The following is a 25,671-nucleotide window of genomic DNA, read 5'->3' as shown; positions in this document are numbered from 1 at the left end:
GTCAGGCGCCCGGAGGAGCGGAAGGAGCAGGCGATGCGGGCGGCGTCTGCGCGGGCAGGCGGACATCGACCTTGGCCTTGCCACGCAATTGTTCCAGCAACTGTCGCACGCCCTCATAGGTCAGATAGCGCACGATCTGCGGTCGGGCCTGTTCCAGCGTCGGCGGGTTTTCCTTGCGCCGGTCCTCAACCCTCAGAACGGCCCAGCCGCCCTCGGTCTGGAAGGGCCCGACGGTCGCACCGGCCGGCTTGTCGCGCAGGGCGTCGGCATAGGCTTGGGGCATCACGTCCAGCGTCGAGTAGCCCAGATCACCGCCGGAAAACCGCGTCGCCTCGTCGATCGACCGCTCCGCCGCCACCGCCTCGAAGCCGGCGCCCTGGCCCAGAATGCCGATCACGGCGTCCGCCTCGGGCTTGGTGCGCGACAGGATCAACCGTACGCGGATCTCTTCCGAGGTCTTCGCCAGCCGCAACTGCTCATTATAAAGGGTCTGCACCGCCTGGTCCGAGACGGCCTTGTTGACCACGCTCTCGACCAGCATGTCGCCCAGGATGCGTTCGCGCGTCGCTTCCAGACGCCGCTGCGCCAGAGGTGAAGAGTCCAGCCGCCGCCGCTGCGCCTCTCCGGCTAGCAGCTTTTGGTCGATGACCTCGTCCAGCACCCGGCGGAAGAGATCCGACGTCGTATCCAGCGCCTCGTCCTCGCCGATCAAACCTTGGGCCACCGCCTCGCGCTTCACGTCCGAGGCCCAGATGGTTTCGTCCTGCACCGTCGCCACGGCCTTGTCGCCCTGTTCGGGTGGACGGTTGTCGCCGCCACGCGAACAGGCGGCGATCGAAAGCGCCGCCGTCAGCAAGGCCGCCGTCAGGATACGTGAAGATCGCCGGAATGGGGTCAAGGGGGCGCTCCGTCGAAGGCGGCCGAAAGCCCCTCGCGTTGACAGGGGTTAGGCCGGTGCTTAAGTCCCGCCTGCGCCCAAGTCGAGGGGTTTTGATCGTCTGCGCGGCCCTTCGCGCGCGCCTGATGCGGCGCTCCGGGGCTGCGGTCGGTCAGGGCCTCTCTCACGGCGTCCGTATCGCCGCCCCTCACGGGATTTCAGAGCCGCTCAGCTCGCAGACGCTCGACCGCTTACCGGATCCAATATGCTCGGCTTCGCCAAGAAACTTTTCGGCTCTTCCAACGACCGCAAGGTCAAGGCCTTCCAGGACCACGCCCAGCGCATCAATGCGCTGGAGCCCAAGTTCGCCGCCCTGTCCGATGACGAACTGCGGATGATGACCGACGCCTTCCGCGATCGGCTGGCGAACGGCGAGACCCTGGACAAGATCCTGCCCGAAGCCTTCGCGGTCGTGCGCGAAGCCTCCAAGCGCGTGCTGGGCCAGCGTCAGTACGACGTTCAGCTGGCCGGCGGCATGATCCTGCATGAAGGCGGCATCGCCGAAATGCGGACCGGTGAAGGCAAGACCCTGGTCGCCGTGGCGCCGGTCTATCTGAACGCCCTGCCCGGCAAGGGCGTGCACGTCATCACCGTCAACGACTACCTGGCCCGCCGCGACGCCGAGACGATGGGCAAGGTCTATCGCTTCCTGGGTCTTGAGGTCGGCGTCATCGTCAACGGCCTCAGCCAGGGCCAGCGCCAGCAGGCCTATAACGCCGACGTCACCTACGGCACCAACAACGAGTTCGGCTTCGACTATCTGCGCGACAACCTGGTCTATGACCGGCGCGAGATGGTGCAGCGTCCGCACAACTTCGCCATCGTCGATGAGGTCGATTCCATCCTGATCGACGAGGCGCGCACGCCTCTGATCATCTCGGGCCCGACCGAGGACCGTTCGGATCTCTACAAGATCCTCGACGGCCTGATCAAAGACCTGATCAAGGACAAGGACACCTTCGAGCTCGACGAGAAGCAGAAGCAGGTCCTGCTGACCGAGCTGGGCTCCGAGCGGATGGAAGAAGCCCTGGAGGCCGGCGGTCACTTCGCCGCCGACACCACCGGCCTGTACGACGCCGCCAACATCAGCCTGGTTCACCACGCCAACCAGGCCCTGCGCGCCAACACCCTGTATCAGCGCGACAAGGACTATATCATCAAGGGCGGCGAGATCGTACTGATCGACGAGTTCACCGGCCGTATGATGACCGGCCGTCGCCTGTCCGAAGGTCTGCACCAGGCCATCGAGGCCAAGGAAGACGTCAAGATCCAGCCCGAGAACCAGACCCTGGCCTCGGTGACGATCCAGAACTACTTCCGCCTGTATGAAAAGCTGTCGGGCATGACCGGCACGGCCGCGACCGAGGCGCAGGAATTCGGCGACATCTACAAGATGGACGTGCTGGAGGTGCCGACCAACCGGCCGATCCAGCGCAAGGACTATGACGACGAGGTCTATCGGACCCACGCCGAGAAAAATCAGGCCATCGCGCGCCAGATCGCCGAATGCCACCTCGCCGGTCAGCCGATCCTGGTCGGCACCGTGTCGATCGAGCGTTCGGAACAGCTGTCGGACCTGCTGAACCGCTTCGAGTACAAGGTCGAGACCTCGCGCACGCTGAAGCCGGAATATGCGGGCAAGGCCAAGGAAGCCGAGAAGATCGGCGACGCCGCCTATAACATCACCTACGAGACCAAGCTGCGCGGCATTCCGCACAGTGTCCTGAACGCGCGCCAGCACGAGCAGGAAGCCTATATCGTCGCCGACGCCGGCCTGCCGGGCGCGGTGACCATCGCCACCAACATGGCTGGCCGCGGCACCGACATTCAACTCGGGGGCAACCTCGAGATGAAGATGCAGAAGTGGCTGCTGGAACAGCGCAATCTGGCCGTCGAGGTCACGCCGGAAATGGAAGCGGGCAAGGAAGCCGAGTTCAAGGCCGAGATCGCCGTCCAGAAGGAAAAGGCTCTGGCCGCCGGCGGCCTGTTCGTTCTGGGCACCGAGCGCCACGAGAGCCGCCGCATCGACAACCAGCTGCGCGGCCGCACCGGCCGTCAGGGCGACCCCGGCACGTCGAAGTTCTACCTGTCCTGCGAGGACGACCTGCTGCGCATCTTCGCCGGCGACCGCCTCGACTCGATCATGAAGACCTTTGGCGTGGCGGAGGGCGAGGCGATCACCCACCCCTGGCTGAACCGCGCCATCGAGACCGCCCAGAAGCGCGTCGAGACCCGCAACTACGACATCCGCAAGAATCTGCTGAAATACGACGACGTCGTGAACGATCAGCGCAAGGCCGTGTTCGAGCAGCGCCAGGAGTTCATGGACTCCGAGGATCTGTCCGAACTGGTCGGCGACTTCCGTCGCGACGTCGTGTCCGACCTGGTCGAACGCTACATGCCGCCCAAGGCCTATGCCGAGCAGTGGGACATCGACGGCCTGGACGAAAAGGTCCGCTCGACCCTGGGCCTTGAGCTGCCGCTGCACGACTGGGCCGCCGAGGAAGGCGTGTCGAACGAGGAGATCGAGGAGCGGCTGCTGGCCGCCGCCGATGCGCGCGCCGCCGAACGTCTGGAGATGATCGGGGCCGAACAGACGCGCGGTCTGGAAAAGCAGTTCATGCTGCAGATGATCGACATGCAGTGGCGCGAGCACCTGGTCCACCTGGACCACCTGCGCGGCGTCATCGGCCTTCGCGGCTATGGCCAGCGCGACCCGCTGAACGAATACAAGACCGAAGCCTTCTCGCTGTTCGAGAACCTGCTCTACGACCTGCGCCACAACGTGACCCGCTGGCTGATGACGGTCGAGTTCCGCTTCCAGGCGCCACCCGAACTGCCCGAGTTCCAGGAAATCCACCTGAACCCCGGCACCGGCGAGAACGAGATGGCCAATCCGTCGGCTCAGAACCCTGAAGGCACGCTGATCGGCGACGACCGCTCCAAACTGCCTGTCGAGGCTCTGCCGCCCGGCTGGGAAATGACCGGCCGCAACTCCCCCTGCCCCTGCGGCTCGGGCCGCAAGTTTAAACACTGCCACGGGGCTCTCGTTTAAGAGGCGAGCCACCGCGCGGCGCTCTCGCTCGCCGCGCTTCGGCTCGCTGCTTGAGCGCTGAGTGAGATGTCCTAAAGAAGAGGGATGACCTACAAGTCCCTCTTCTCCCGCGCCCTGTCGGCGGCGCCCGGTCGGCTGCATTTCGCCGCGCATAGCCATCACCTGTGGCCCGACGCCAGTTTCGAGGCGCAGCAACAGACCTGGCTCGACGCCAATCTTCATGCCGATCACAAGTGGGACCTCGTCTTCCGCCAGGTGATTCCCGAGGCCCAGGCCCATGTCGCGGCCGAGCTGGGACTGCCCTCGCCCGACAGCATCGTCTTTTCGTCCAACACCCACGACTTCCTGCTGCGCCTGTTTTCGGGCGTGGAAACCAGGCCGGTCCGCGTTCTGGCGACCGACGGCGAATTCCACTCCTTCCGTCGTCAGGCCGAACGGTGGGAAGAGGTCGGGGCGGCGGTGGTCACGCGCATTCCGCTGGCGCCCTTCGACACCTTCGCCGACCGCTTCATCGCCGAGGCGTCAAGGGGCGGTTACGACTGGATCGTGGTCAGCCAGGTCTTCTTCCGCACCGGGGGCCTGTTCGACCGGATCGAGGAGCTTGCCCCCCTGGCGAGACCCGAAGGGCCTTGGGTGCTGATCGACGGCTATCACGGCTTCATGGCGACCCCGACCGACCTGTCGGCGGTGGCCGACCGGGTCTTCTATGTCTCCGGCGGCTACAAATACGCCATGTCAGGCGAGGGCGTCTGCTTCCTGCACGCCCCGCCCGGCTTCTGCCCGCGTCCTGTCGTCACCGGCTGGTTCGCGGAGTTCGGCGACCTGTCGGGTCCGCCCGGCGGCGTTCAGTATCGCAGCGACGGCGGTCGTTTCTGGGGCGCCACCTTCGACTGCACGCCGCTGTATCGCTTCAACGCCGTGCGCCGAATGCTGGATCAGCAGGGGATCGACACCGCCGCCGTCGCCGCCCATGCGCGCGATCTGGCGACCACGTTCCAGCAGGCCGTTCAGGCTGGACAGGCGGGGCTGTTGTCTCAGGCCGAAATCCTCAATCCGGTCGAGGGCGATGCGCCGCGCGCCCGTTTCCTCGCCTTGCGTCATCCCGACGCCCAGGCCTGGTGCGCGGGTCTGCGGGCGGCGAACATCGTCACCGACGTGCGCGAGGACGTCATCCGCTTCGGCTTCGGTCTGTATCAGGACGCCGAGGACGTCGATCGCCTGATCGCGGCCTGCCGATCCCTCTGATCAGTAGAAGGTCGTGTCGTCCTGCTTGCTGGGCGCCGGGGCCGTGCGCGGCGGCGGCGTCGGACGGTTCGATGCGGGCGGGGTCGCCGGGCGGGCTTGAGGCGAGGGCGGCGTCGGCGTGGTCCCGCCCGCCGGCGCATCCACCGGAGGGATCGCCGGCAAATCTGGATAGGGCATGGCCGAAGGGCGGGCGTCCTGCGCCGGCGCCGCTTCATCGGGCGCGATCGGTCCCGCATCGGACTGGCCCAACCGGTCGGGCGCGCCGACATCGTCGCGGATGAAGGCCCAGGCCTGCCGGTCCGAGCAGCCGCAGGCCTTCAGGAAGCCCTGCTTGTCACGCCACAGGATCAGCGGATAGCTGATGTCGACGCCGGACTCCTTGAGCAGCTGGCTCAGCCGCTCGTTGAAGCGACGTCCGGCCTCGACCACGGCGGTGCGCGCCAGATTGCCGTCCGCCTGCGGCACGCCGGCGGCGGTCCAGCTGTTCGCCGGCGTCGCCATCCAGCGTTGATACAGCGGCCAATCCCGCGTCAGCCACAGCTCCGCGACCGTCGCCCGCTCCGCCGCCGTCGATTGCGCCGCGCCTTCCAGATCGGGGCGGGCGAACAGGATGTAGCGCGTCTCGATCCCCGCCGCCTTCAGCTTGGGCGCTTCGTCGCGCGCGTAACGCAGGGCTGAAGCGCTGTCGCGATAGGTGACGATATACAGGGCCTGTCCCCCGCTGCCGTCCGACACCCAGGATGCCTCGTCCAGCAGTTGTTGCACCTCGGCCTGATTGCGGCTGATCGTGACCGGCTGGAACCGCGAATAGAAGTTCCAATAGGCCCAGTATCCGGCGCCGGCGAGCAGCAGGCCGACCACGGCCGCCACGATTGAACCCATCAAAAAGCGACGCATGTAATCGGGTGCTCCAGCTTCACCGTTGACCCATCCTAACGCATAGCATCGGAATCCGTTGTCGCCCGCATTCGCCGACGTCGTCATCGCCGCTCAGAGGCGCCAAAATGTCGCGAAAGATTCCGGCCGATCCACTCTTGAACGGCGCAGGGGGCTTCCCATTTCCGATTTCGACGCTGCGGGACACTCCCCCTCCGAACCGCAGCGAAGCGAAGCCGGCGCCCTCCCCTCCCCTCCAGGCGCCGCTCGCGCAGGCCGCCGGACTCCCCCAGTCCGGCGGCTTTCTGCTTTGTGGCGCTGCACAATAATTCCAACCTGATCACTGATCATTACAATGAACGGTCGCCAGGGGCTTCCCGAGCGACCGGACCTGGCCTAGTCAGCGGGGGTGGCGCCTCGTCGCGCCGCATCCCTTGCGGCCCTGCCGCGTCGTTCGAGACTGCTCGTCCATGACCGCCCACGATCTGCGCCAACCCGTTCAGCCGATCACCAAGGCCGCGCTGGAGGCGGCCTTCGCCAAGATCGTGGGGACCGGGCCCGGCGCAGTCGAACAGACCTATCTGACCCAGGCGCACGAAGACTATTCCGCCGATGAGACGCCTGAGCTGAGCGGCGAGGATCTGGCCGCCCTGCTTGCCGCCTCCTGGGCCGCCGCTAAGGCCTATCCGACCGACGCGGCCGCCCCCACCATCACCGTCGGCCCGCTGCACGGCGCGTCGGACAAGGTGCTGGACTACGATCTGGTGCGCATCGTCCAGTACGACGCCCCGTTCCTGGTCGACAGCGTCATGGGCGCCCTGGCCGAGGCCGGCGTGTCCGTGCGCGCCCTGTTCCACCCGGTGGTCGAGCTGGACGGCCGGCGCCTGTCGATCATTATGCTGGTCATCGACAGCGTGCCGCAGGAGCGCCGCGACGCCCTGGGCGAAGGCCTGGCCCAGAGCCTGTCGGACGTCCACGCCGCCGTCGCCGATCACGACGCCATGACGTCTCTGATGCGCCAGGCCGTGCAGCGTCTGGAAGAGACCCCGCCCCCGGTCGATCCCGCCGTGCTGGCCGAGAACATCGCCTTCCTGAAATGGCTGAAGAGCGACCATTTCGTCTTCCTGGGCGCGCGCGACTACGACTATCCGCTGAACGCCGACGGCGACTATGAGGCCGAGGCGCCGCTGGGCCTGTCCACCGACGGCCTGGGGATCCTGGCCGATCCCGAGCGCACCGTGCTGCGTCGCGCGTCGGAACCCGCCGTCCTGACGCGCCAGATGCGCCGCCAGCTGGATCTCAGCGAACCGGTGACGGTGGCCAAGGCCAACGCCCGCTCGCGCGTCCACCGTCGCGCCTACATGGATTATGTCGGGGTCAAGCGTTACAGCCCGGACGGCAAGGCGACCGGCGAGACCCGTTTTGTCGGCCTGTTCACGTCGGAAGCCTACGATCATCTGGCGACCGAGGTGCCGCTGCTGCGTCGCAAGGTGGCCAACGCCCTGGCTCGCGCCGACAAGGCGCCCGGCAGCCACAACGAAAAACGCCTCAAGAATATCCTTGAGAATTATCCGCGCGACGAGCTGTTCCAGGTCAGCGAGGACGAGCTGCTGTCCATCGCCCTGGGCATCCTTCACCTCTACGACCGGCCGCGCATCCGCCTGTTCTCGCGCCAGGATCCGTTCGACCGGTTCGTCTCGGTCCTGTGCTTCATCCCGCGCGAGAAGTTCGATTCCGCCGTGCGCGAACGCATCGGCCAGATCGTCGCCCGCGCCTGGGGCGGCCGCATCTCGGCTTGGTATCCGCAGCTGTCGGACGCGCCCCTGGTGCGCATCCACTACATCATCGGCGTGGAGCCCGGCGCCCACCCGATCCCGGATGCCGCCCAGCTGGAGGCCGACGTCGCCGAGGCCGGTCGCGGCTGGGTCGATCGTTTCGAAGGCGCTCTGCGTCGCTCGGGCGTCGAGGAAGTCGCCGTCGGGCCGCTGAGCGCCCAATGGGCCCGCGCCTTCGGCGCCGCCTATCGCGATCGCTATGACGCCGATGAGGCCGCGACCGACCTACAATATGTAAACCGGCTGAATGAGACCGGTCTGCCCGGCGAGGGCAAGGCCGTCGCCGTGCGCGCCTTCCGCACGCCGGACGACAGCCGTCTGCAGTTCCGCTTCAAGCTTTACCGTCGCGGCCCCGCCGTTCCCCTGTCCGACGTCCTGCCGATCCTGGCCGACATGGGCCTGAAGACGCTGGAGGAATACGGCTATCCGATCCGTCCGATGGGCGAGGAGGAGATCCACGTCCACGAGTTCCTGATGGAGGATCCGCGTGGCGAGGCGCTGGTCTTCGACGATGTGAAGGGCCCGTTCGAGGACGCCTTCGCCGCTGTCTGGACCGGCCGCAACGAAAGCGACGGCTTCAACCGTCTGGTGATCGAACTGGGCGTGGAATGGCGCGACGCCGCTCTGATCCGCACCCTGGCCCACTATCGTCAGCAGACGGGTCTCGACCCCTCCCAAACGGTGCAGGAAGAGGCCCTACGCGAATATCCCGACGTGGCGCGCGCTTTGCTGTCGCTGTTCAAGGCCAAGTTCGCGCCCGAAGGGGGCTCGGCTGACGACCGCGCGCCGGCCGTCGCCGAGCTGGACGCCAAGATCGTCACTCTGCTGCAGGACGTGAAGAGCCTGGATCACGACCGGGCCCTGCGCCGCATCGCCGCCCTGATCGGCGCGATCAAGCGCACCAACTATTTCCAGCTGGACGCCGACGGTCAGCCCAAGCCGCACATCTCGATCAAGATCGCCTCGCGCGAGCTGGACGACCTGCCCCTGCCCAAACCCTATCGCGAAATCTTCGTCTGGGCGCCGCACGTCGAGGGCGTGCACCTGCGCTTTGGTCCCGTCGCGCGCGGTGGTCTGCGCTGGTCGGACCGTCGCGACGACTTCCGCACCGAGGTCTTGGGCCTGGTCAAGGCGCAGCAGGTCAAGAACGCGGTCATCGTGCCGGTCGGCTCCAAGGGCGGCTTCTATCCCAAGCAACTGCCCCGCACGACGGACCGCGAGGCCATTCAGGGCGAGGCCATCCGCGCCTATCGCACCTTCCTGTCTGGCCTTCTGGACATCACCGACAACATCGCCGCCGACGGTTCGGTGACCCATCCGGCCAATGTCATCGCCTGGGAAGGCGACGACCCCTATCTGGTCGTCGCCGCCGACAAGGGCACGGCGACCTTCTCCGACATCGCCAACGGCGTCTCGGCCGCCTACGGCTTCTGGCTGGGCGACGCCTTCGCCTCCGGCGGCTCCATCGGCTATGACCACAAGGCCATGGGCATCACTGCGCGCGGCGCGTGGGAGGCGGTCAAGCGCCACTTCCGCGAAATGGGCAAGGACATCCAGACCCAGCCCTTCACCATGGTCGGCGTCGGCGACATGTCCGGCGACGTCTTCGGCAACGGCGTCCTTCTGTCCAAGGCGACGCGCCTGGTCGCCGCCTTCGATCACCGCGACATCTTCATTGATCCGAACCCGGATCATGTGGCCAGCTGGACCGAACGCAAGCGTCTGTTCGACCTGCCGCGCTCGTCCTGGCAGGACTACGACAAGGCGCTGATCTCGGAGGGCGGCGGCGTCTTCTCGCGCTCGGCCAAGTCGATCCAGCTGACGCCGCAGATCAAGGCGGCCCTGGACATCGCCGAGGACGAGCTGGACCCCGTCAGCCTGATCCGCGTCATCCTGAAGGCGCCGGTCGAACTGCTCTATCTGGGCGGCATCGGCACCTATGTGAAATCGGCGGCCGAAACCGACGCCCAGGTCGGGGACAAGGGCACCGACGCCCTGCGCATCAACGCCGACGAACTGCGGGTCAAGGTGGTGGGCGAGGGCGCAAACCTCGGCTTCACCCAGGCCGGGCGCATCGCCTTCGGTCAGGCCGGCGGCCGGATCAACACCGACGCCATCGACAACTCCGCCGGGGTCGACACCTCCGACCACGAGGTCAACATCAAGATCCTGGTCGGCTCAGCCGTGACCAACGGCGTCCTGCCGGCCGAGGAGCGCACGCCGCTTCTGGCCTCCATGACCGACGAGGTGGGCCTCAAGGTGCTGGCCCACAACTACGACCAGACCCTGGCCCTGACCCTGCAACAGGCCGAAGGCGTCGGCGCCCTGGACGCCCAGCAGCGGTTCATGCAGAGCCTGTCGGCGCGTGGAAAGCTGGATCGCAAGGTCGAGGGCCTGCCCAACGACGCCCGCGTCAAGGAGCTGATGACGGCGGGCATCCCGCTGGCCCGGCCCGAGCTGGCCGTCCTGATGGCCTACGCCAAGCTGGAGCTGTCGGACGACATCGTCGCCTCGCAGGCGCCCGAGGATCCCTTCTTCGAACAGATCCTGGTCCGCTACTTCCCCGAGGCTCTGGCCCGGTTCGAGCCGGAGATGAAGAGCCACCGTCTGCGGCGCGAGATCATCGCCACCGTCATGGCCAACGAAGTCGTCAACATGTGCGGCCCGACCTTCCCCGACCGCCTGCGCGGTTCGGCGGAATGCGACACCACCGCGCTGATCATCGCCTTCGAGGCCGCGCGCCGCGTCTTCCGCCTGGACGAAGCCTGGGACGCCGTTTCGGCCCTGGACCTCAAGATTTCGGCCGAGGCGCAGATCGCCCTCTATCAGGAGATCGCCGTCGTCCTGCGTCGTCAGACCTTCTGGCTGGCCCGCCGCGCCAAGGGCGGTCTGTCGGTTCAGGCCCTGATCGACCGCTATCGTCCGATCGCCGACGCCTTGCAGGCCGAGGGCGCGCCGGTCCTGTCGCGCTTCGAACAAGGGCGTCTGGATGCGCGCGTCAAACGCTTCGCCGACCACGGCGCGCCTGAGGATCTGACCCGCAGCATCGCCATCATGCGCCCCCTCGTCGCCGCCTCCGACATCGGGGACCTGGCGCAGGAGGCGAACTGGCCGGTCGCAGCCATGGCGCGCCTGTATCACCAGGTCGGCGCCGCCTTCGACTTCGACCGTCTGCGCGCCGCCGCCGGTTCCATTCCGTCTGCGGATCATTTCGATCGTCTCGCCGTCCGTCGTCTGATCGAGGACCTGATGAACGAGCAGGCGGCCCTGACCCGCGCCGTCGCCCGCGCCTCCGATCCGTCGGTTGGCGTCAGCGAGGACGCGGCTGAGGCCGCCGTGGACGCCTGGATCGGCTCCAAACAGGCGACGGTCGAGGGCGTGCGCGCCTCGGTGGACGAGATCGAACAGTCCGGCTCGGGCTGGACCTTCGCCAAACTGACGATCGCCAACGCGACGATCCGCGATCTGGCGACGGCGGCCGTGAATGGCTGAGCAGCGGGTCTTCGCTTGACGAAGCCGTCGTCGCACGGCCTCTTCAGCCGATGATCAGGCTGGGGAGGCCGCAATGCCGAGAAAGTTCCTCGTCGTCGTCGACGACAGTCCGGAGTTCGAGGCCGCCCTGCGGTTCGCCTCGCGCCGGGCGAAATCGACGGGCGGGCGCGTGGTCATGCTGCGCGTCCTGCCGACCGACAGCGACGCCCACTGGTCGGGCGTGCGCGAGGAAATCGAACGCCAGCAGCGCCAGGAGGCGGAAATCCTGCTCAACCGCCTGGGCGAGGAGGCGCAGACCCGCTCCGGCGCCGCGCCGGTCTTCCTAATTGAAAAGGGCGACGCCCAGGCCGCGATCAAGAAGGTCGTCGCCGCCGACCCTGAGATCAAGATCCTGGTCCTGGCCGCCGGAACCAGCTCGCGCGGCCCCGGCCCGCTGGTCTCGGCCATCATCAAACAGGGCGCGCAGATCGGCGGCCGCAAACTGCCCGTCACCATCGTCCCCGGCGAACTGACCGAAGACGAGATCGAAGACCTGGCCTAGCCCTCGGCCGGCGGCTGGGCGGCCCGCAGCTTGTCGCGCAGCGCCCCCAGGCCTTGGCGCAGGTCGGTCAGGGCTTCGGGCGTCATCTCGGTGGCGTCCAATACCGATTGCGGCAGGCAGGCGGCCTCGACAGCCAACGCCCGTCCTGCGTCGGTCAGGCTGACGCGCACCACCCGCTCATCCGCCTTGTCGCGGGCGCGCTTCACCAGCCCGGCCGCCTCCAGTCGTTTGATCAGCGGGGTCAGGGTGTTGGATTCCAGAAACAGCTGCTCGCCCAGCCGGCCGACCGTCTGTTCGTCCTCACGCCAGAGCAGGGCCATGGCCAGGAACTGCGGATAGGTCAGGCCCATCCGGTCCAGCAGAGGCTTGTAGAACCGGTTGAACGCCAAGTTCGCCGAATAGGCGGCGAAACAAAGCATGTCATCGACGGCCATGGCGGCGGGGGAGGGGGCGGCTGAGCTCACAGGCAGATAATAATCGCACGCGATAAAATCGCAAGCTTGACGCCTCCTGTCTGGCGCACTAAATCACGTCACGCGATTAGATCGCGCACGACATTTATGATCTCCCGGAGCTGATCCCCATGTCCATCAACACCCTGTACCGCACCACCGCCGTCGCCACGGGCGGCCGCGACGGCCGCGCCGCCACCACCGACGGCGCTCTGGATGTCGCCCTGGGCACGCCCAAGGAGCTGGGCGGCGCCGGCGTCGGCAACAACCCCGAACAGCTGTTCGCGGCCGGCTATGCGGCCTGCTTCCTTGGCGCCATGAAGTTCGTCGCCTCTCAGGGCGGTTACGCCAAGGTGCCTGCCGACGCTGCCGTCAGCGCCACGGTCGGCATCGGTCCGCGCAGCGACAAGGGCTTCGGCCTGGAGGTGGCGCTGGAGGTCAGCCTGCCGGGCGTGGATCGCGCCGAGGCCGAGGCCCTTGTCGCCGAGGCGGATACGGTCTGCCCCTATTCGCACGCCACGCGGGGCAATATCGCGGTGACCCTGACCGTCGCCTAACCCTTCGGGACCAGGCGCCACATCCGCAAGGGGTGGCGCACGGTCCCGGCCTCTGCCCCCGCGCGGTCGCCGCGCCCCATATAGAGGTCGGCGCGCACCGGTCCGCGAATGGCCGATCCCGTGTCCAGGGCCATGGCCAGACCGCGATAGCTGGCCGTGGCGCCGCGCAGATTGCCCCCGTCGGCCTCCAGCCAGACCAGTTCGCCATAACGCCAGTGAGCCGGGTCGACCGCGATGGCCCGCCGCTCGGTCAGGGGCACGCCCGCCGCCCCCGCAGGGTGGCCGTCATCGTCCGGGTCCAGCCGGAAGAAGATGTAGCGCGGGTTCAGCGCCATGACCGCCTGCGCCTCATAGCCGCGGTGGCTGGCCAGCCAGTCCCGGATCGCGTCGCCAGAGGTGCCGTTCTGCGGCAACAATCCCTGCTGCGCCATCGGTCGGGCGATGCCCACGAACGGCTTGCCGTTGTCGGCGGCATAGGCGGCGCGGCCGCGCGTGCCGTCCTCGAACGTCAGATAGCCCGACCCCTGGATCTGCAGAAAGAACAGGTCCTCGGCCCGCATCCAGGCCAGGGCCTGCTCAGGCCGCGCGGCGGATTCGATATAGGCCCGGTCGCCGGCCGCGCGTGGATTGGCGGGCTTGGGCAGGACGGGGGCCGAGAACTCGGCGTCCGGCCGTCGCCGCGCCGGATATTCGGGCGCGAAATAGGAGGTCAGCAGGCCCGGTCGCCCGTCCGGCGTCTGGGCCGGGATCGCGCTGAAGCTGGCCTCGAAGAAGGCGCGCGCCTGCGACGGCGTGATCGTCATTGTCGTCGCCATGGCCTTGGCGCGTCCGCAGACCCGGCGGGCGGCCTCGTCACGCGCCGCGCCGCACCCGTCCACATAGGCCCGGAAGGCGGCCAGATGGTCCTCCTGGCTCCAGCCCGGCAGCACGGCGGGGCTCAGGGCGTTGGACGGCGCGGGAAGCGGGATCGGATTGGGCGATGGCGTATAGGGGATCGGCCCTGTCTGCGGCCCTGTCGTCCCCGTCGCGCCCGTCGGCGTCATCGGCCCGGTCGAACAGGCGGCGACAGCCAAGGCGGCCGTCAGCGTCGCCAGTCCGCCCGACCGGCCGCGAACCGCCATCAGGCGTTGGCCGGCTCGACGCGCGCCAACACCCAGTTCGGGTCCGTCGCGCCCAGGGTGCGTTCGAACGTCCAGTGTTCGGCCGTGCGGCGTTCCTCGACCAGCGGCTCGCCCGTCGTCGCGTCCGCCGTTTCGCCAGACGCCTTGGTCACCCGACTGCGCAGTTCGGCCAGGAAACGCACCTTGGCCACGGCCTTGTCGCCCTCGGCGACTGCGCCTTCCAGATCGGCCCGGGGCGGATACAGGAACTCGACCGACTCGGTTTCGCCACGCGTCTCGCGCGCTGCGATGCCGGCCTCGAACGAGGCGAAGACGTTGGGCTTCAGCAACGGCTTCAGCGCGGCCCGGTCGCCGGCGGCGTAGCCGCGAACGATGGTCTCATAGGCCTGACGCGCGCCGTCCAGGAAACGGGCCGGGTCGAACGCCGGATCGCGCGCCTTCAGGCTGGCGATCGAGGCCAGGGTCGCCGGGTCGATCGCCGCGATCTTGGGCGTCTCGGCCTGGGCCGGGCCGGGCGGCGCGATCTTGGCGTCTTCCTGCGGCTGACGGCCCACCCGCTTGCCCAGCACATTGTAGAGCTGGAACAGCACAAAGGCTGCGATGAAGGCGAAGATGACGACCTGGAACTGAACCGGCATGTTCAAGAGGAGATTCCTGTAGCGAACGACGGGTGCGCCAAACACTGAGTCTGGCGTGATTACGGGCTCATATAGGGTGAGGCAAGGCGAAGCGCGCCCCCAATCGCGCGCGCGACGTTGCGGCCAAGCGTCCCGGCATGGTAGTCGCGGCGCCTCATTCCGGCCTCATCGGCCCCAAACTGCGCCAAAGACCGTTTCATGACCGACGCCGCTCCTCCCGCCGAACAGCCCCAGCAAGGCGACGCCCAACAGGGCCAACCCGCCGGTCCCGGCTTCCGCATCCTGGCGCAATACGTTCGCGACTTCTCGTTCGAGAACCCGCGCGCCCCGGAATCCCTGCGCATCGACGGCAAGCCCGCAATCGACCTCGGCGTCGAAATGGCCGCCCAGGGCCGCCCCGACGGCTTGTTCGAACTGGATCTGAAGCTCTCGATCAAGGCGACGCACGAGAACCAGCCCGTCTTCCACGTCGAACTGGTCTATGGCGGCCTGTTCCAGCTGGCCAATGTTCAGGAGCAGGACATCGAGCCGCTGTTGCTGATCGAATGCCCGCGCTACCTGTTCCCGTTCGCGCGCGAGATCATCTCGGGCGCCACGGCCGACGGCGGCTTCTATCCCCCGTTCCAGCTGGACCCGATCGACTTCGCCGCCATCTACATCGCGCGCCAGCAACAGATCGCCCAGCAGCCGGTCGAAACCGGCCAGGCCTAAGCGCGCGACATGGTCGCCGCCGCGCGGCCTTCGCCTGATCCATCGAATGCAGCGGGCGAGGACATCGTCCGCGGCATTCTTCTGCGCGTCGCCGCCGCGGGCTGTTTTTCGATCATGACGGCGACGTTGAAGCTGGCGTCGCAGGACGGCGTCGCGGCGCCGGAAATGCTGTTCTATCGCGCCTTCTTCGGCCTGCCGGTGGTGTTGGCTTGGGTGCTGACCCAGCCGGGCGGCCTCTCGGCCCTGTCGACGCGCCGCCCCCTGGCTCATCTGGGACGCAGCGCCCTGGGCGTCGCGGCCATCCTGTGCCTGTTCCAGACGCTGACGCTGCTGCCTCTCGCCGACGCGACGACCCTCAGTTTCACCGCTCCGATCTTCGCCACCATCCTGTCCTTCTTCGTGCTGAAGGAGGCGGTCGGCCCGCGCCGCTGGGCTGCCGTTGCGGTCGGTTTCATCGGCGTGATCGTCGTCATGCGACCGGGCGTCGGCCATTCGGTCCTGCCGCTGGCGGGCGTGGCCTTCGCCCTGATCGGGGCGGTGCTGACGGCCGGTGTGACCATTACGCTGCGACAGCTGCGCGACACCGAACACGTCGCCGCCATCGTCTTCTGGTTCTTCGTCGCCTGTTCGGTCGTGGGGGCGATCCTGCTCCCCTTCGTCGGCCATTGGCACGCGCTCGGCACCTTCGGCCTGCTGATCGGATCGGGCATCGCCGGCGGCCTGGCTCAGCTCTTCATGACCGCCTCGCTGCAAAAGGCCCCCGTCTCCGTGGTCGCGCCCTTCGACTATCTCCAGATCGTCGGCGCCATCGTCTTCGGCTGGTGGCTGATGTCCACCACCCCGACCCTCAGCACCCTGGCCGGCGCCGCCCTGATCGCCAGCAGCGGTCTCTACACCGCCTGGCGCGAACACATCCGCCGCAAAGCCACCCTCATCCAGCCGACCGCGCCGTTGGTTTAGGGCGACGCCTATAGGCTAGGCGTGTCGTCAGCGGATGAAGTAACCAATCACATGCCAGGTCTGGCCCTCGCGCGTCAATGCTGCAGTTTCGACGGAGTCAGGCTTGTCGCGAAAGGCGGTCCGATATTGGACGACCTCATACTCTCCGGCAGGTAGGCCTGGCAGTGATGTCGATGGGACCGCGCTAATCTGGGTGCGGGAGACAACCGGACCGACAGACCCACGCACCGATGCCACGGTCGAGGCCCAGTCTGTCTGGGACACCTGTGTCCGGAACAGATTTCCAGCCGCGTTCCAGCTGTCAGCCCACTGTTCGCGGTCAAGCAGGGCGATCCAGGCAAGGGCCGCCTCGCCCGCTTCGGACGCAATCATTACGGCGGGGGTAGGGGAAGCGGCCGGCGCCGAGGACGACGCAGCGGGAGCGACGGGCGCTGCGGCTTGGGTGAAGACAAGGGCGGCGACGGCGAGCGACAACATAGCGGTTAGACCTCCGATGATCCACCGGGGCGCAAACAGCCCTCGGCGACTTTGTAAAGAGGTCACGGTTCCCACGTCCGGAACCGTCGCGTCGTCCCCAAATTGCTTGTCTCCAAGAAAGTTGGGTTGTTCTGTTTCGGTCCTCGCCTCGGCCTCCGCTAGCCGTCGAGCAACAGCCCGACTGCTTGTCAAACCCATCTTACCCCGCGCTGAGCGGAGCCGCTCATTCACCGTGTGGATAGACAGACCTAGATGTCGGGCGACGGACTTTGCGTCATGACCGCCAGCCAGCAGCCGCAACGCCTCTTTTTCCCGCTCGCTTAGGGCCTGTAGCGCGTCGTCCATCCCGTCCCCTCATATAATAGGGCGAGCCTTAGGCGACCGGTGGTTGTTCCGCCACCCCTTGGTCGGCGTCGTCGTATCAGCGCCCCGTCGATCCGAAACCACCGGCGCCACGTGCGGTCTCGTCCAACGTTTCGACCTCGATCCAGTCCGCCCGCTCGTGCCGGGCGATCACCAGCTGGGCGATGCGTTCGCCGCGGCGGATGACGAAGGGCTCGGCGCCGATGTTGGCCAGGATCACGCCGCACTCGCCGCGATAGTCGCTGTCGATGGTGCCCGGCGCATTGGGGCAGATGATGCCATGTTTGAGCGCCAGTCCCGAGCGCGCCCGCACCTGGGCCTCGTACCCCAGCGGCAGGGCGATCTTCAGCCCCGTCGGCACCAGCGCCCGCTGACCCGGCGCCAGGGTCAGCGGCTGATCCTCGGGCACGGCGGCGCGCAGGTCCATGCCCGCCGATCCGGCCGTCTCATAGGCGGGCAGGGGCAGACCTTCGGAATGCGGCAGGCGCAGGATCTGGATGGCGGTTTCGGTCATTGGGCGGCCTTGAAATGATCGGCGATGCGGGTGGCGACGGCCCGGGCGATGGCGGTCTTGGACTGGCGCGGCCAGGTTTCGGTTCTGTCGGCGGTGACCAGCAGCACAGCGTTGCCGTCCGATCCGAACACGTCGTCGGACACGTCGTTGCCCAGAATCCAGTCGCAGCCCTTTCGCGACAGCTTGGCGCGCGCATTGGCTTCCAGATCCGTCGTCTCGGCGGCGAAGCCGATGACCAGGGCCGGGCGGTTCGGACCTGGCGCGGCGACGCCGGCCAGGATGTCGGGGTTCTCGATCAGGGCCAGGGTCGGCGGGCCGCCGGGTCCCTTCTTGATCTTGCCGCCGGCGATGGTGTCCACGCGCCAGTCGGCGACGGCGGCCGACAGCACGGCGATGTCGGCGGGAAGGGCGCTCTGCGTCGCTGCCTGCATCTCCAGCGCGCTCTCGACATCGATCCGCGTCACGCCGGTCGGCGCCGCCAACGCCGTCGGCCCCGACACCAGCGTCACCTCGGCCCCCAGCTCGGCCAAAGCGGCGGCTATGGCGTAGCCCTGTTTGCCGCTGGAGCGATTGGTCAGGCCCCGCACCGGGTCGATCGGTTCGAACGTCGGCCCGGCAGTGACCACGGCCTTGCGTCCCTTAAGCGGTCGTCCGGCCGCGCCTGCCAGCAGGCCCGCAATGGCCTCCAGGATCGCGGCGGGCTCCGCCATCCGACCCGGCCCATATTCGCCGCAGGCCATCTCGCCGTCGTCCGGCCCCACCACCGCCACGCCATGGAAGCCTGGAAAGGCCTTTAACCGCTCCATATTGGCCTGGACCGCCGGATGCTCCCACATCCGCACATTCATCGCCGGCGCCAGCAGCACCCGCTTGTCCGTCGCGATCAGGGTCGTCGAGGCCAGGTCGTCGGCCAATCCGTTCGCCGCCTTGGCGATCAGCCCCGCCGTCGCTGGCGCCACGACCACCAGATCGGCCCAGCGCGACAGCTCGATATGGCCCATGCTGGTCTCGTCGTCGGGGTGGAACAGGCCCGAGCGCACCGGATGGCCGCTCAGCGCCGCCAGCGACAGGGGCGTCACGAACTCGGCCCCGGATTCGGTCAGGATCACCCGCGTCCGCCCTCCCGCCTTGGCGATCAGCCGCACCAGCTCCAACGCCTTATAGGCCGCGATGCCGCCGCCCACGATCAGCAGGATCTTGCGGTTCGAAAGGGGGCGATTGTCCATGCCCACGGTCTAGCCGCCGCGCGTGACGCCGTCGAGACGAGAACATTGCACGAACAATAAAGTTGTGCTTTCGTCGCGTCCAGCGGGTATCTGGAGGGAAGAATGAGAATGCTGACGAGGGGAGGGGCCGCGCTGGTCCTGTGCGCTCTGCTGGCGCTTGCCGGCTGCGACAACAGTTCGGCGGTCGAGACGCGAGAAAGAACCACGACCACGCCCATCGCTTCGGCTGGTCCGGTGGACGTCTCGGTCTCCACAACGACGACCGAGGAGGTCAAACCCGTCCTGACCGCCAATCGGCGCGAAACAGTCGACGCCAAGATCGCGCGTCTCTACGACCGCAACGGCGCAGACTTTGGCGCGCGTTCAGCCGAGGATTATCTGACGAAGGTCACGGCTTTCACGACAAAGCCTCCGCGCGACGCCGAGACCGTCAAACGTCCCAATGGCGACACCCTGATCTATCAGGCCTCGACCAACACCTTCGCCGTGGTGGCCCGCAACGGGTCGCCGCGCACCATGTTCAAGCCGACGACGGGCGCCGACTACTGGGCCGAGCAGAAGGCGGCGGCGCCCACCTTCGGCCAGCGGCGCCAATCGACGGGCGCGGCGGGCTGATATAGAGGGCGGGGTTCCACCAAGGATCTCGCCCCATGTCCGATACGGCCGAACCCAAGACCCCGCTGCTGAAGACCGCCCTGATCTATGATTTCGACGGCACCTTGGCGCGCGGCAATATGCAGGAGGTGTCCTTCATCCCCTCCGTCGGCATGGGCATCGGCGCCTTCTGGGAAGAGGCCGAACGCCTGACCAAGGACGCCGACGGCGACGGCATCCTGATGTACATGCAGCTGATGCTGCACCACGCGCGTCAGAACGGCGCCCCGGTGACGCGCGAGACCCTGCGCCAGCACGGCGAGGCGGTGGCCCTGTTCGAGGGTCTGAAGGATCTCAGCTGGTTCGACCGGATGAATGCCTTCGGCGCCAGATACGGGCTGGAGATCGAGCATTACATCATCTCCGCCGGGCTGGAGGAGATGATCGACGGCACGCCGATCCGCCCCGCCCTGACCCACGTCTTCGCCTCCCACTACGTCTATGACGACAAGGGCGAGGCGGCCTGGCCGGCGGTCGGCGTCAACTACACCACCAAGACCCAGTATCTGTTCCGCATCAACAAGGGCGTGAAGAACCACTGGGAGCACGAACGCATCAACCACTTCATCCCCGACGACGAGCGCGCCGTGCCTTTCGACAGGATGATCTTCATCGGCGACGGCGACACCGACGTGCCGACCATGAAGATGATGCACACCAAGGGCGGCTTCTCGATCGCCGTCTATGATCCGCGCTCGAACGAGCGGGATCAGAAGAAGGTCTATTCCCTGATCTCGGAGGACCGGGTGAACTTCGTCGCCGCCGCCGACTATCGTGAGGGATCGGCGCTGGATTTGATCGTCAAGGGGCTGGTGGGCCGCATCGCCATCAACGCCGGCTCCATGCCCGCCGACACGGCGGACTAACCGAGCCGATCAGCGCCCGCCGGCCCTCAGCCAGGCGTCGCGCGCGGGGATCAGCCTCGCCGGCGCCAGGCCTCTCAGCGACTTCGCCCCGGTCTGCCTCAGCCCGGCCTCCTGCCCGCGCTGCCAGACGACGGTGGCGGGATAGGCGACGCCCGCGGCCACATCGACCACCACCACCTCGTGCGGCAAGGCCCCGCCCCGGTCCAGCCGCAGCTTCATCCCCGCGTCCGACAGATCGACGATCAGACACGCAGTCTCCAGGCTGGGCGCGCAGATGACGCCGCGTACATTGGCGGGTCGGCGCGCGCCCATGCGGCGGTCGGGCTCGACGGCGGGCTTGGATCCAAACAGGCTCATGGTCCGATAACGCACAGATGCGGCTCAGGCGCCAAGCCCGCCTTCAAGGCTGCGAACCCCGCGTTTCCGGTCCAGAGCGACGATCATGTCGGCCTCCACGCCGCCCGTCATCATATGCCGGCTCAGGCGCTCATAATGCTGGATGAAGACCGCCAGGGCCGCGCGTCGCTCGAGCGATACGTCGTCCTGCCCCATCAATCCCGCCTCCTGCTCGCAGCGCCAGTCCAGCACGACATCGAACCCCGGCGCCTTCAGAAAGATCAGGGCGTCCAGCCGCGCGCGCAGGCGGGCGTAAGGCTGACCCAGCGCATCATTGACCGCCCTGCGCCATTCGGCTCCGATGTCCTGCCGGGCTTCCAGGGCGTTGATCGGCGCAACCAGATCCGTCTCGGCCTGCGGCGTCGCGCCGAGGCACCATCCCTCCAGCACAATGACCCGCGGCCGACCCTTCACGACAGGCCAGTCCGCCTCGGCTGCCCGGTCGTCGGCCAGCTTGTCGAAACGCGGCAGAGGCGTCAGATCGTCCGGCCCGGCCGCTTGCAACCGATCCAGCAAACGGTTCAAAAGCCCCAGGTCATGCGTCCCCGGCGGCCCGCGCGTGGCGAACAGCGGATGCACCCGCGCCGCCATCGCCGCCCGCTCCGCCTTCGTCAGATAGATGTCGTCCAGCGACAGGCTCGCCCCGCCGAACCGTTCGGCGACGGCCTTGGCCAGGGTCGATTTTCCCGAACCCTGCGATCCCGCGATCCCCAGGATCGGCAGCGGACCGTCTTGGCCCATCGCCTCGGCGCGCTGGTCGATCCATCGGCCGATCTGGTCGATCAGCCCCGCGTCGATCATTTCAGTGCTGGTTTTCCGGCAACCGCACGATCAGGCCGTTCAGCGCGTCCGACACCCGGATCTGGCACGACAGGCGGCTGTTCGGCTCGACCTCTTCGGCGAAGTCCAGCATCGACTCTTCCATGGCCGACGGCTTGCCCGTCGCCTCGCCCCAGGCGTCGTCGACATAGACATGGCAGGTCGCGCAGGCGCAGGCCCCGCCGCAGTCCGCGTCGATGCCCGGCACATTGTTGCGGATCGCGCCTTCCATGACGCTCAGCCCCGACTTCACGTCGACGACGTGCTCGGTTCCGTCATGCTCGATATAGGTGATGCTGGCCATGCGCCGCTCTTAAACGAGGCGGCGCCGGAGGCAAGGCCCCCGGCGCCGGATACTCAGGCCGCCTTCTTGCGGCTCGGCGCGACCATCAGCTTTTTGGTCTCGGCTATGGCCTTGGCCGGGTTCAGACCCTTGGGGCAGACCTGGGCGCAGTTCATGATCGTGTGGCAGCGATACAGTTTGAACGGGTCTTCCAGGTCGTCCAGACGCTTCTGGGTCGCGTCGTCGCGGCTGTCGGAAATCCAGCGATAGGATTGCAGCAGCGCCGCCGGGCCGAGGTATTCTTCCTGGTTCCACCAGTAGCTGGGGCACGAGGTCGAGCAGCAGGCGCACAGGATGCACTCGTACAGGCCGTCCAGCTTCTCGCGCTCGGCCGGGGTCTGCAGACGTTCCTTCTCGGGGTCCGGCTCGTCCGATTGCAGATACGGCTGGATCGAGTCGTACTGGGCGTAGAACAGGCTCAGGTCCGTCACCAGGTCCTTGACCACCGGCTGGTGGGGCAGGGGGGAGATGGTGATGTTGTTGGACGCGCATTCGTCCCAGCCCTTGGTGCAGGCCAGGGCGTTGCGCCCGTCAATGTTCATCGAGCACGAGCCGCAGATGCCCTCGCGGCACGAGCGCCGGAACGACAGGGTCGGATCGATGGTGTTCTTGATGTGGATCAGGGCGTCCAGCAGCATCGGGCCGTGGTCGCCGGTCGGCACCTCATAGGTGTCCCAGCGCGGATCGGCGTCGGTCTCCGGATCGTAGCGATAGACCTTGTAGGTCTTCACGTCCTTAGAGCCCGGCGCGGCCTTGTGGACCTTGCCGGTCGTCGGCTTGGAGCCTCTGGGGAGAGTAAGCTGGACCATCTTAGTAAACCCGCGCCTTCGGTTCGATATACGCGATGTCGTCGGACATGGTGTAGTTGTGGACCGGACGATAATCGATCTGGACCTGCTCGCCCGGACGCTTCCACGCCAGGGTGTGCTTCATCCAGTTGACGTCGTCGCGATCGGGATAGTCCTCGCGGGCGTGGGCGCCGCGCGACTCCGTGCGGTTCAGGCCGCCCTCGATCGTCACCATCGCCTGGGCGATCAGGTTGTCGTACTCCAGCGTCTCGACCAGGTCCGTATTCCAGATCAGGCCGCGATCGGTGGTCTTGATGTCGGCGCCGGCCGCCTCGATGGCGCGCAGCTTGTCGGTGCCCTGCTGCAGGGTTTCGCCGGTACGGAACACCGCCGCATCGGCCTGCATCGCGCGCTGCATCGACAGACGCAGCTCGGCGGTCGGGGTCGAGCCGTCGGCGTAGCGGAAGCGGTCCAGGCGGGCCAGGTGCTGGTCGGTCTGGGCCTTGGAGGCCGACGGCACGGCCGAGGCCTTGTCGACGACTTCACCGCAGCGCAGGCCGACGGCGCGGCCGAACACCACCAGATCGGTCAGCGAGTTGGAGCCCAGGCGGTTGGCGCCGTGCACCGAAACGCACGCCGCCTCGCCCACGGCCATCAGGCCCGGGACCACGCTATCGGGGTTGCCGTCGCGCAGCGTCAGGACTTCGCCGTGATAGTTCGTGGGGATGCCGCCCATGTTGTAGTGGACGGTCGGCAGGACCGGGATCGGCTCCTTGGTCACATCCACGCCGGCGAAGATCTTGGCGCTTTCGGAAATGCCCGGCAGGCGTTGGTGCAGGATCTTCGGATCCAGGTGATCCAGGTGCAGGAAGATGTGGTCCTTGTTCGGACCCACGCCGCGGCCTTCACGGATTTCGATGGTCATGGAGCGCGAGACCATGTCGCGCGGCGCCAGATCCTTCACGGTCGGCGCATAGCGCTCCATGAAGCGCTCGCCTTCCGAGTTGGTCAGATAGCCGCCCTCGCCTCGCGCGCCCTCGGTGATCAGGCAGCCGGCGCCATAGATGCCGGTCGGGTGGAACTGCACGAACTCCATGTCCTGCAACGGCAGGCCGGCGCGCAGCACCATCGCATTGCCGTCGCCGGTGCAGGTATGGGCTGAGGTGGCGCTGAAATAGGCGCGGCCGTATCCGCCGGTCGCCAGAACCACCATCTTGGCGCGGAACTGGTGAAGCTGACCGTTGTCGAGCTGCAGCGCCGTCACGCCGGTGCAGGCGCCGTCCTGCATGATCAGGTCGAGCGCGAAATATTCGACGAAGAACTTCACCTCGCGGCGCACCGACTGGCCGTACAGGGTGTGCAGGATGGCGTGGCCGGTGCGGTCGGCGGCGGCGCAGGTGCGCTGCACCGGGCCTTCGCCGAAGTTGCGGGTCATGCCGCCGAAGGCGCGCTGATAGATCTTGCCTTCTTCGGTGCGGCTGAAGGGCACGCCCCAGTGTTCCAGCTCATAAACGGCCTTGGGCGCGTTACGGACCAGATATTCGATCGAGTCCTGGTCGCCCAGCCAGTCCGACCCCTTGACGGTGTCGTACATGTGCCATTGCCAGCTGTCCTCGCCCATGTTGCCGAGCGAGGCGGAGATGCCGCCCTGGGCCGCGACGGTGTGCGAGCGGGTGGGGAAGACCTTGGTCACGCAGGCGACCTTCAGCCCCTGCTGGGCGGCGCCGAGCGCGGCGCGAAGGCCCGAGCCGCCGGCGCCGACGACGACGACGTCGTATTCGTGATCGATCAGTTCGTAAGCGGCCATCAGTTAATCAGGCTCCGAAACCAGCGGGCAGCGGCGCCGAACCCAGCGCCAGCCGCACGATGAAGAAGACGCTGGCGGCGGCCAGCACCAGGAAGACGACGTTCAGCAGCAGGACGAGAAGGCCGCGCGTTCCGACGCTGGGCACGTAATCTTCCAGAATGACTTTCCAGGCCAGGCTGACGTAGCCGAAGAAGATCACTGCGGTGATCGCCATCAGGGCGGCGTTCAGCGGATTGGCGAACCAGGCCATCGCCGCGTCATAGCCGGCGCCCGCCAGGGTGAAGCCGGTCGAGGCGACCCACAGGCCCAGCGGCAGCAGGGCCACCAGCAGGATGCGCTCGATCAGCCATTCGCCGGCGCCGTGACGCTCGGAGACCTTGACGTTGTTCTTGAACTTTGCGGCGCCGCTCACAGCGAAACCCTCCCCGTGGCGAACAGCACGATCCAGAACAGCACGGCCATCGGGATCGGCCCCCAAACGGCGATGTTCGACAGGGCGGTCGCCGACTTCACCGTCAGCCCGTTGCCGGTGTCGTTATAGGTGTGGCGAGCGCCGTTCAGGATGAAGGAGAACAGCACGACCGTCAGACCGAAGAAGACCAGCAGGCCCAGCGGCGATCCGGCCAGATCGAGTGCGCTCTGGAACGCTTCGGGCCCGAACGCCAGCGCGCCCAGCCAGGCCAGGACGAACAGCACGCCGACCGTGGCGGCGATGATCGTCGCGCGAAACAGGATCGAGGCCGTCATGGTGACGTGCCAACGCCAGACGCCCATGTGGGGCGACAGCGGCGCGATATGTCCGTTCGGTTGAGTGACGAAGCGACCCGTCCGGTCGCTTGAGGCGCCACCCGGCGTCGGGTTGGGCTGGTTCATGCGAATGGTTCTCAAAAGCGAATGAATTCAATCGCCGTGTGCGGTTGCGAAGGCTTTTGTGACCCTGTGGGGCCGGTGTCAACGCACAGACCCCCAGATCGACGGATTGTGCGGTTTACGTGGGT

24 protein-coding genes are annotated in these 25,671 nt (G+C 67.3%); 9 read left to right on the top strand and 15 right to left on the bottom strand.

The genetic code is table 11. The features are described from left to right. Position 1: 1 nt before the first annotated feature. Positions 2–898: a peptidylprolyl isomerase gene (locus ABIC32_RS10085; protein ID WP_354074060.1), complete on the bottom strand. Its 897-nt coding sequence runs from the start codon at positions 896–898 to the stop codon at positions 2–4. A 244-nt stretch (positions 899–1,142) separates the two neighbouring features. On the opposite strand from ABIC32_RS10085, the gene secA reads away from it, so the two are divergent. Then, complete coding sequence (gene secA, locus ABIC32_RS10080; protein ID WP_354074059.1) at positions 1,143–3,992, top strand: preprotein translocase subunit SecA; 2,850 nt, start codon at positions 1,143–1,145, stop codon at positions 3,990–3,992. Positions 3,993–4,076: 84 nt separating this feature from the next. After that, positions 4,077–5,237 carry an aminotransferase class V-fold PLP-dependent enzyme gene (locus ABIC32_RS10075; RefSeq protein WP_354074058.1) on the top strand — a complete coding sequence of 387 codons (1,161 nt, stop codon included), beginning with the start codon at positions 4,077–4,079 and terminating at the stop codon, positions 5,235–5,237. Here ABIC32_RS10075 and ABIC32_RS10070 read toward each other — a convergent pair whose 3' ends face one another. Next, the gene (locus ABIC32_RS10070; RefSeq protein WP_165114750.1) at positions 5,238–6,134 is read right to left on the bottom strand and encodes a hypothetical protein; all 897 of its coding nucleotides are present in this window, start codon (positions 6,132–6,134) and stop codon (positions 5,238–5,240) included. A 449-nt stretch (positions 6,135–6,583) separates the two neighbouring features. Here ABIC32_RS10070 and ABIC32_RS10065 point away from each other — a divergent pair, with 449 nt between their 5' ends. Together ABIC32_RS10065 and ABIC32_RS10060 are read left to right on the top strand one after the other, a co-directional pair. Next, the gene (locus tag ABIC32_RS10065) at positions 6,584–11,440 is read left to right on the top strand and encodes an NAD-glutamate dehydrogenase (protein WP_354074057.1); all 4,857 of its coding nucleotides are present in this window, start codon (positions 6,584–6,586) and stop codon (positions 11,438–11,440) included. 73 nt (positions 11,441–11,513) lie between these two features. Further along, on the top strand, positions 11,514–11,981 hold the full coding sequence (locus tag ABIC32_RS10060; RefSeq protein ID WP_055809688.1) for a universal stress protein: 468 nt from the start codon (positions 11,514–11,516) through the stop codon (positions 11,979–11,981). Here the strand turns inward: ABIC32_RS10060 and ABIC32_RS10055 are convergent. Then, positions 11,978–12,445, bottom strand: coding sequence for a MarR family winged helix-turn-helix transcriptional regulator (locus ABIC32_RS10055; protein ID WP_354074056.1), 468 nt, complete (start codon positions 12,443–12,445; stop codon positions 11,978–11,980). The genes ABIC32_RS10060 and ABIC32_RS10055 overlap by 4 nt on opposite strands. A 125-nt stretch (positions 12,446–12,570) precedes the next feature. Here ABIC32_RS10055 and ABIC32_RS10050 point away from each other — a divergent pair, with 125 nt between their 5' ends. Then, positions 12,571–12,990 (top strand): organic hydroperoxide resistance protein, encoded by a 420-nt coding sequence (locus ABIC32_RS10050; RefSeq protein WP_502909331.1) that lies wholly within the window; start codon positions 12,571–12,573, stop codon positions 12,988–12,990. Here ABIC32_RS10050 and ABIC32_RS10045 read toward each other — a convergent pair. Further along, complete coding sequence (locus ABIC32_RS10045) at positions 12,987–14,111, bottom strand: MltA domain-containing protein (RefSeq protein ID WP_354074054.1); 1,125 nt, start codon at positions 14,109–14,111, stop codon at positions 12,987–12,989. The genes ABIC32_RS10050 and ABIC32_RS10045 overlap by 4 nt on opposite strands. Further along, positions 14,111–14,749: a TIM44-related membrane protein TimA gene (gene timA, locus ABIC32_RS10040; protein ID WP_354074130.1), complete on the bottom strand. Its 639-nt coding sequence runs from the start codon at positions 14,747–14,749 to the stop codon at positions 14,111–14,113. Before timA ends, ABIC32_RS10045 begins: the two co-directional genes overlap by 1 nt. Before the next feature lie 198 nt (positions 14,750–14,947). Between timA and secB the strand changes: the two genes are divergently transcribed. Together secB and ABIC32_RS10030 are read left to right on the top strand one after the other, a co-directional pair. Further along, on the top strand, positions 14,948–15,460 hold the full coding sequence (gene secB / locus ABIC32_RS10035; RefSeq protein ID WP_017505358.1) for a protein-export chaperone SecB: 513 nt from the start codon (positions 14,948–14,950) through the stop codon (positions 15,458–15,460). A gap of 9 nt (positions 15,461–15,469) precedes the next feature. After that, positions 15,470–16,420, top strand: a complete 951-nt coding sequence (locus ABIC32_RS10030; protein WP_354074053.1) for a DMT family transporter — start codon at positions 15,470–15,472, stop codon at positions 16,418–16,420. A 27-nt stretch (positions 16,421–16,447) separates the two neighbouring features. Here ABIC32_RS10030 and ABIC32_RS10025 read toward each other — a convergent pair whose 3' ends face one another. The 3 genes from ABIC32_RS10025 to coaBC form a co-directional block, all read right to left on the bottom strand. Continuing rightward, complete coding sequence (locus ABIC32_RS10025) at positions 16,448–17,242, bottom strand: helix-turn-helix domain-containing protein (protein ID WP_354074052.1); 795 nt, start codon at positions 17,240–17,242, stop codon at positions 16,448–16,450. A 76-nt stretch (positions 17,243–17,318) separates the two neighbouring features. Then, positions 17,319–17,774: a dUTP diphosphatase gene (gene dut / locus ABIC32_RS10020; protein ID WP_045810990.1), complete on the bottom strand. Its 456-nt coding sequence runs from the start codon at positions 17,772–17,774 to the stop codon at positions 17,319–17,321. Continuing rightward, the gene (coaBC, locus tag ABIC32_RS10015; protein WP_354074051.1) at positions 17,771–19,000 is read right to left on the bottom strand and encodes a bifunctional phosphopantothenoylcysteine decarboxylase/phosphopantothenate--cysteine ligase CoaBC; all 1,230 of its coding nucleotides are present in this window, start codon (positions 18,998–19,000) and stop codon (positions 17,771–17,773) included. The genes dut and coaBC overlap by 4 nt, the downstream gene beginning before the upstream one ends. A gap of 102 nt (positions 19,001–19,102) precedes the next feature. On the opposite strand from coaBC, the gene ABIC32_RS10010 reads away from it, so the two are divergent. Further along, entirely contained in the window at positions 19,103–19,615 is a 513-nt protein-coding gene (locus ABIC32_RS10010; RefSeq protein WP_354074050.1) for an S-type pyocin family protein, read from the top strand. Positions 19,616–19,650: 35 nt separating this feature from the next. Next, entirely contained in the window at positions 19,651–20,520 is an 870-nt protein-coding gene (locus ABIC32_RS10005; RefSeq protein ID WP_091751986.1) for an HAD family hydrolase, read from the top strand. Between the two features lie 9 nt (positions 20,521–20,529). Here ABIC32_RS10005 and ABIC32_RS10000 read toward each other — a convergent pair whose 3' ends face one another. Genes ABIC32_RS10000 through sdhC form a run of 7 tightly spaced genes read right to left on the bottom strand, consistent with a single transcriptional unit; the run spans position 20,530 to position 25,546 of the window. Continuing rightward, a complete protein-coding gene (locus ABIC32_RS10000; RefSeq protein WP_354074049.1) occupies positions 20,530–20,892 on the bottom strand; it encodes a PilZ domain-containing protein in 363 nt (120 codons plus the stop codon). A 9-nt stretch (positions 20,893–20,901) separates the two neighbouring features. Next, entirely contained in the window at positions 20,902–21,717 is an 816-nt protein-coding gene (locus ABIC32_RS09995) for a kinase (protein WP_313446217.1), read from the bottom strand. A 1-nt stretch (position 21,718) separates the two neighbouring features. Next, on the bottom strand, positions 21,719–22,039 hold the full coding sequence (locus ABIC32_RS09990; RefSeq protein ID WP_354074048.1) for a 2Fe-2S iron-sulfur cluster-binding protein: 321 nt from the start codon (positions 22,037–22,039) through the stop codon (positions 21,719–21,721). A 53-nt stretch (positions 22,040–22,092) separates the two neighbouring features. Further along, entirely contained in the window at positions 22,093–22,887 is a 795-nt protein-coding gene (locus ABIC32_RS09985) for a succinate dehydrogenase iron-sulfur subunit (RefSeq protein WP_055755116.1), read from the bottom strand. A gap of 1 nt (position 22,888) precedes the next feature. Beyond that, entirely contained in the window at positions 22,889–24,673 is a 1,785-nt protein-coding gene (gene sdhA / locus ABIC32_RS09980) for a succinate dehydrogenase flavoprotein subunit (RefSeq protein ID WP_017506651.1), read from the bottom strand. A 7-nt stretch (positions 24,674–24,680) separates the two neighbouring features. Further along, a complete protein-coding gene (gene sdhD, locus ABIC32_RS09975) occupies positions 24,681–25,085 on the bottom strand; it encodes a succinate dehydrogenase, hydrophobic membrane anchor protein (protein WP_091751999.1) in 405 nt (134 codons plus the stop codon). After that, positions 25,082–25,546: a succinate dehydrogenase, cytochrome b556 subunit gene (gene sdhC / locus ABIC32_RS09970; protein WP_354074047.1), complete on the bottom strand. Its 465-nt coding sequence runs from the start codon at positions 25,544–25,546 to the stop codon at positions 25,082–25,084. The genes sdhD and sdhC overlap by 4 nt, the downstream gene beginning before the upstream one ends. Positions 25,547–25,671 lie beyond the last annotated feature (125 nt).

The organism is Brevundimonas sp. 1080 (assembly GCF_040545985.1).
In the GTDB taxonomy this organism is placed as follows: domain Bacteria; phylum Pseudomonadota; class Alphaproteobacteria; order Caulobacterales; family Caulobacteraceae; genus Brevundimonas.
Note: the sequence above shows the minus strand (reverse complement) of the source record. Positions and strands in the feature narration are given on the sequence as shown.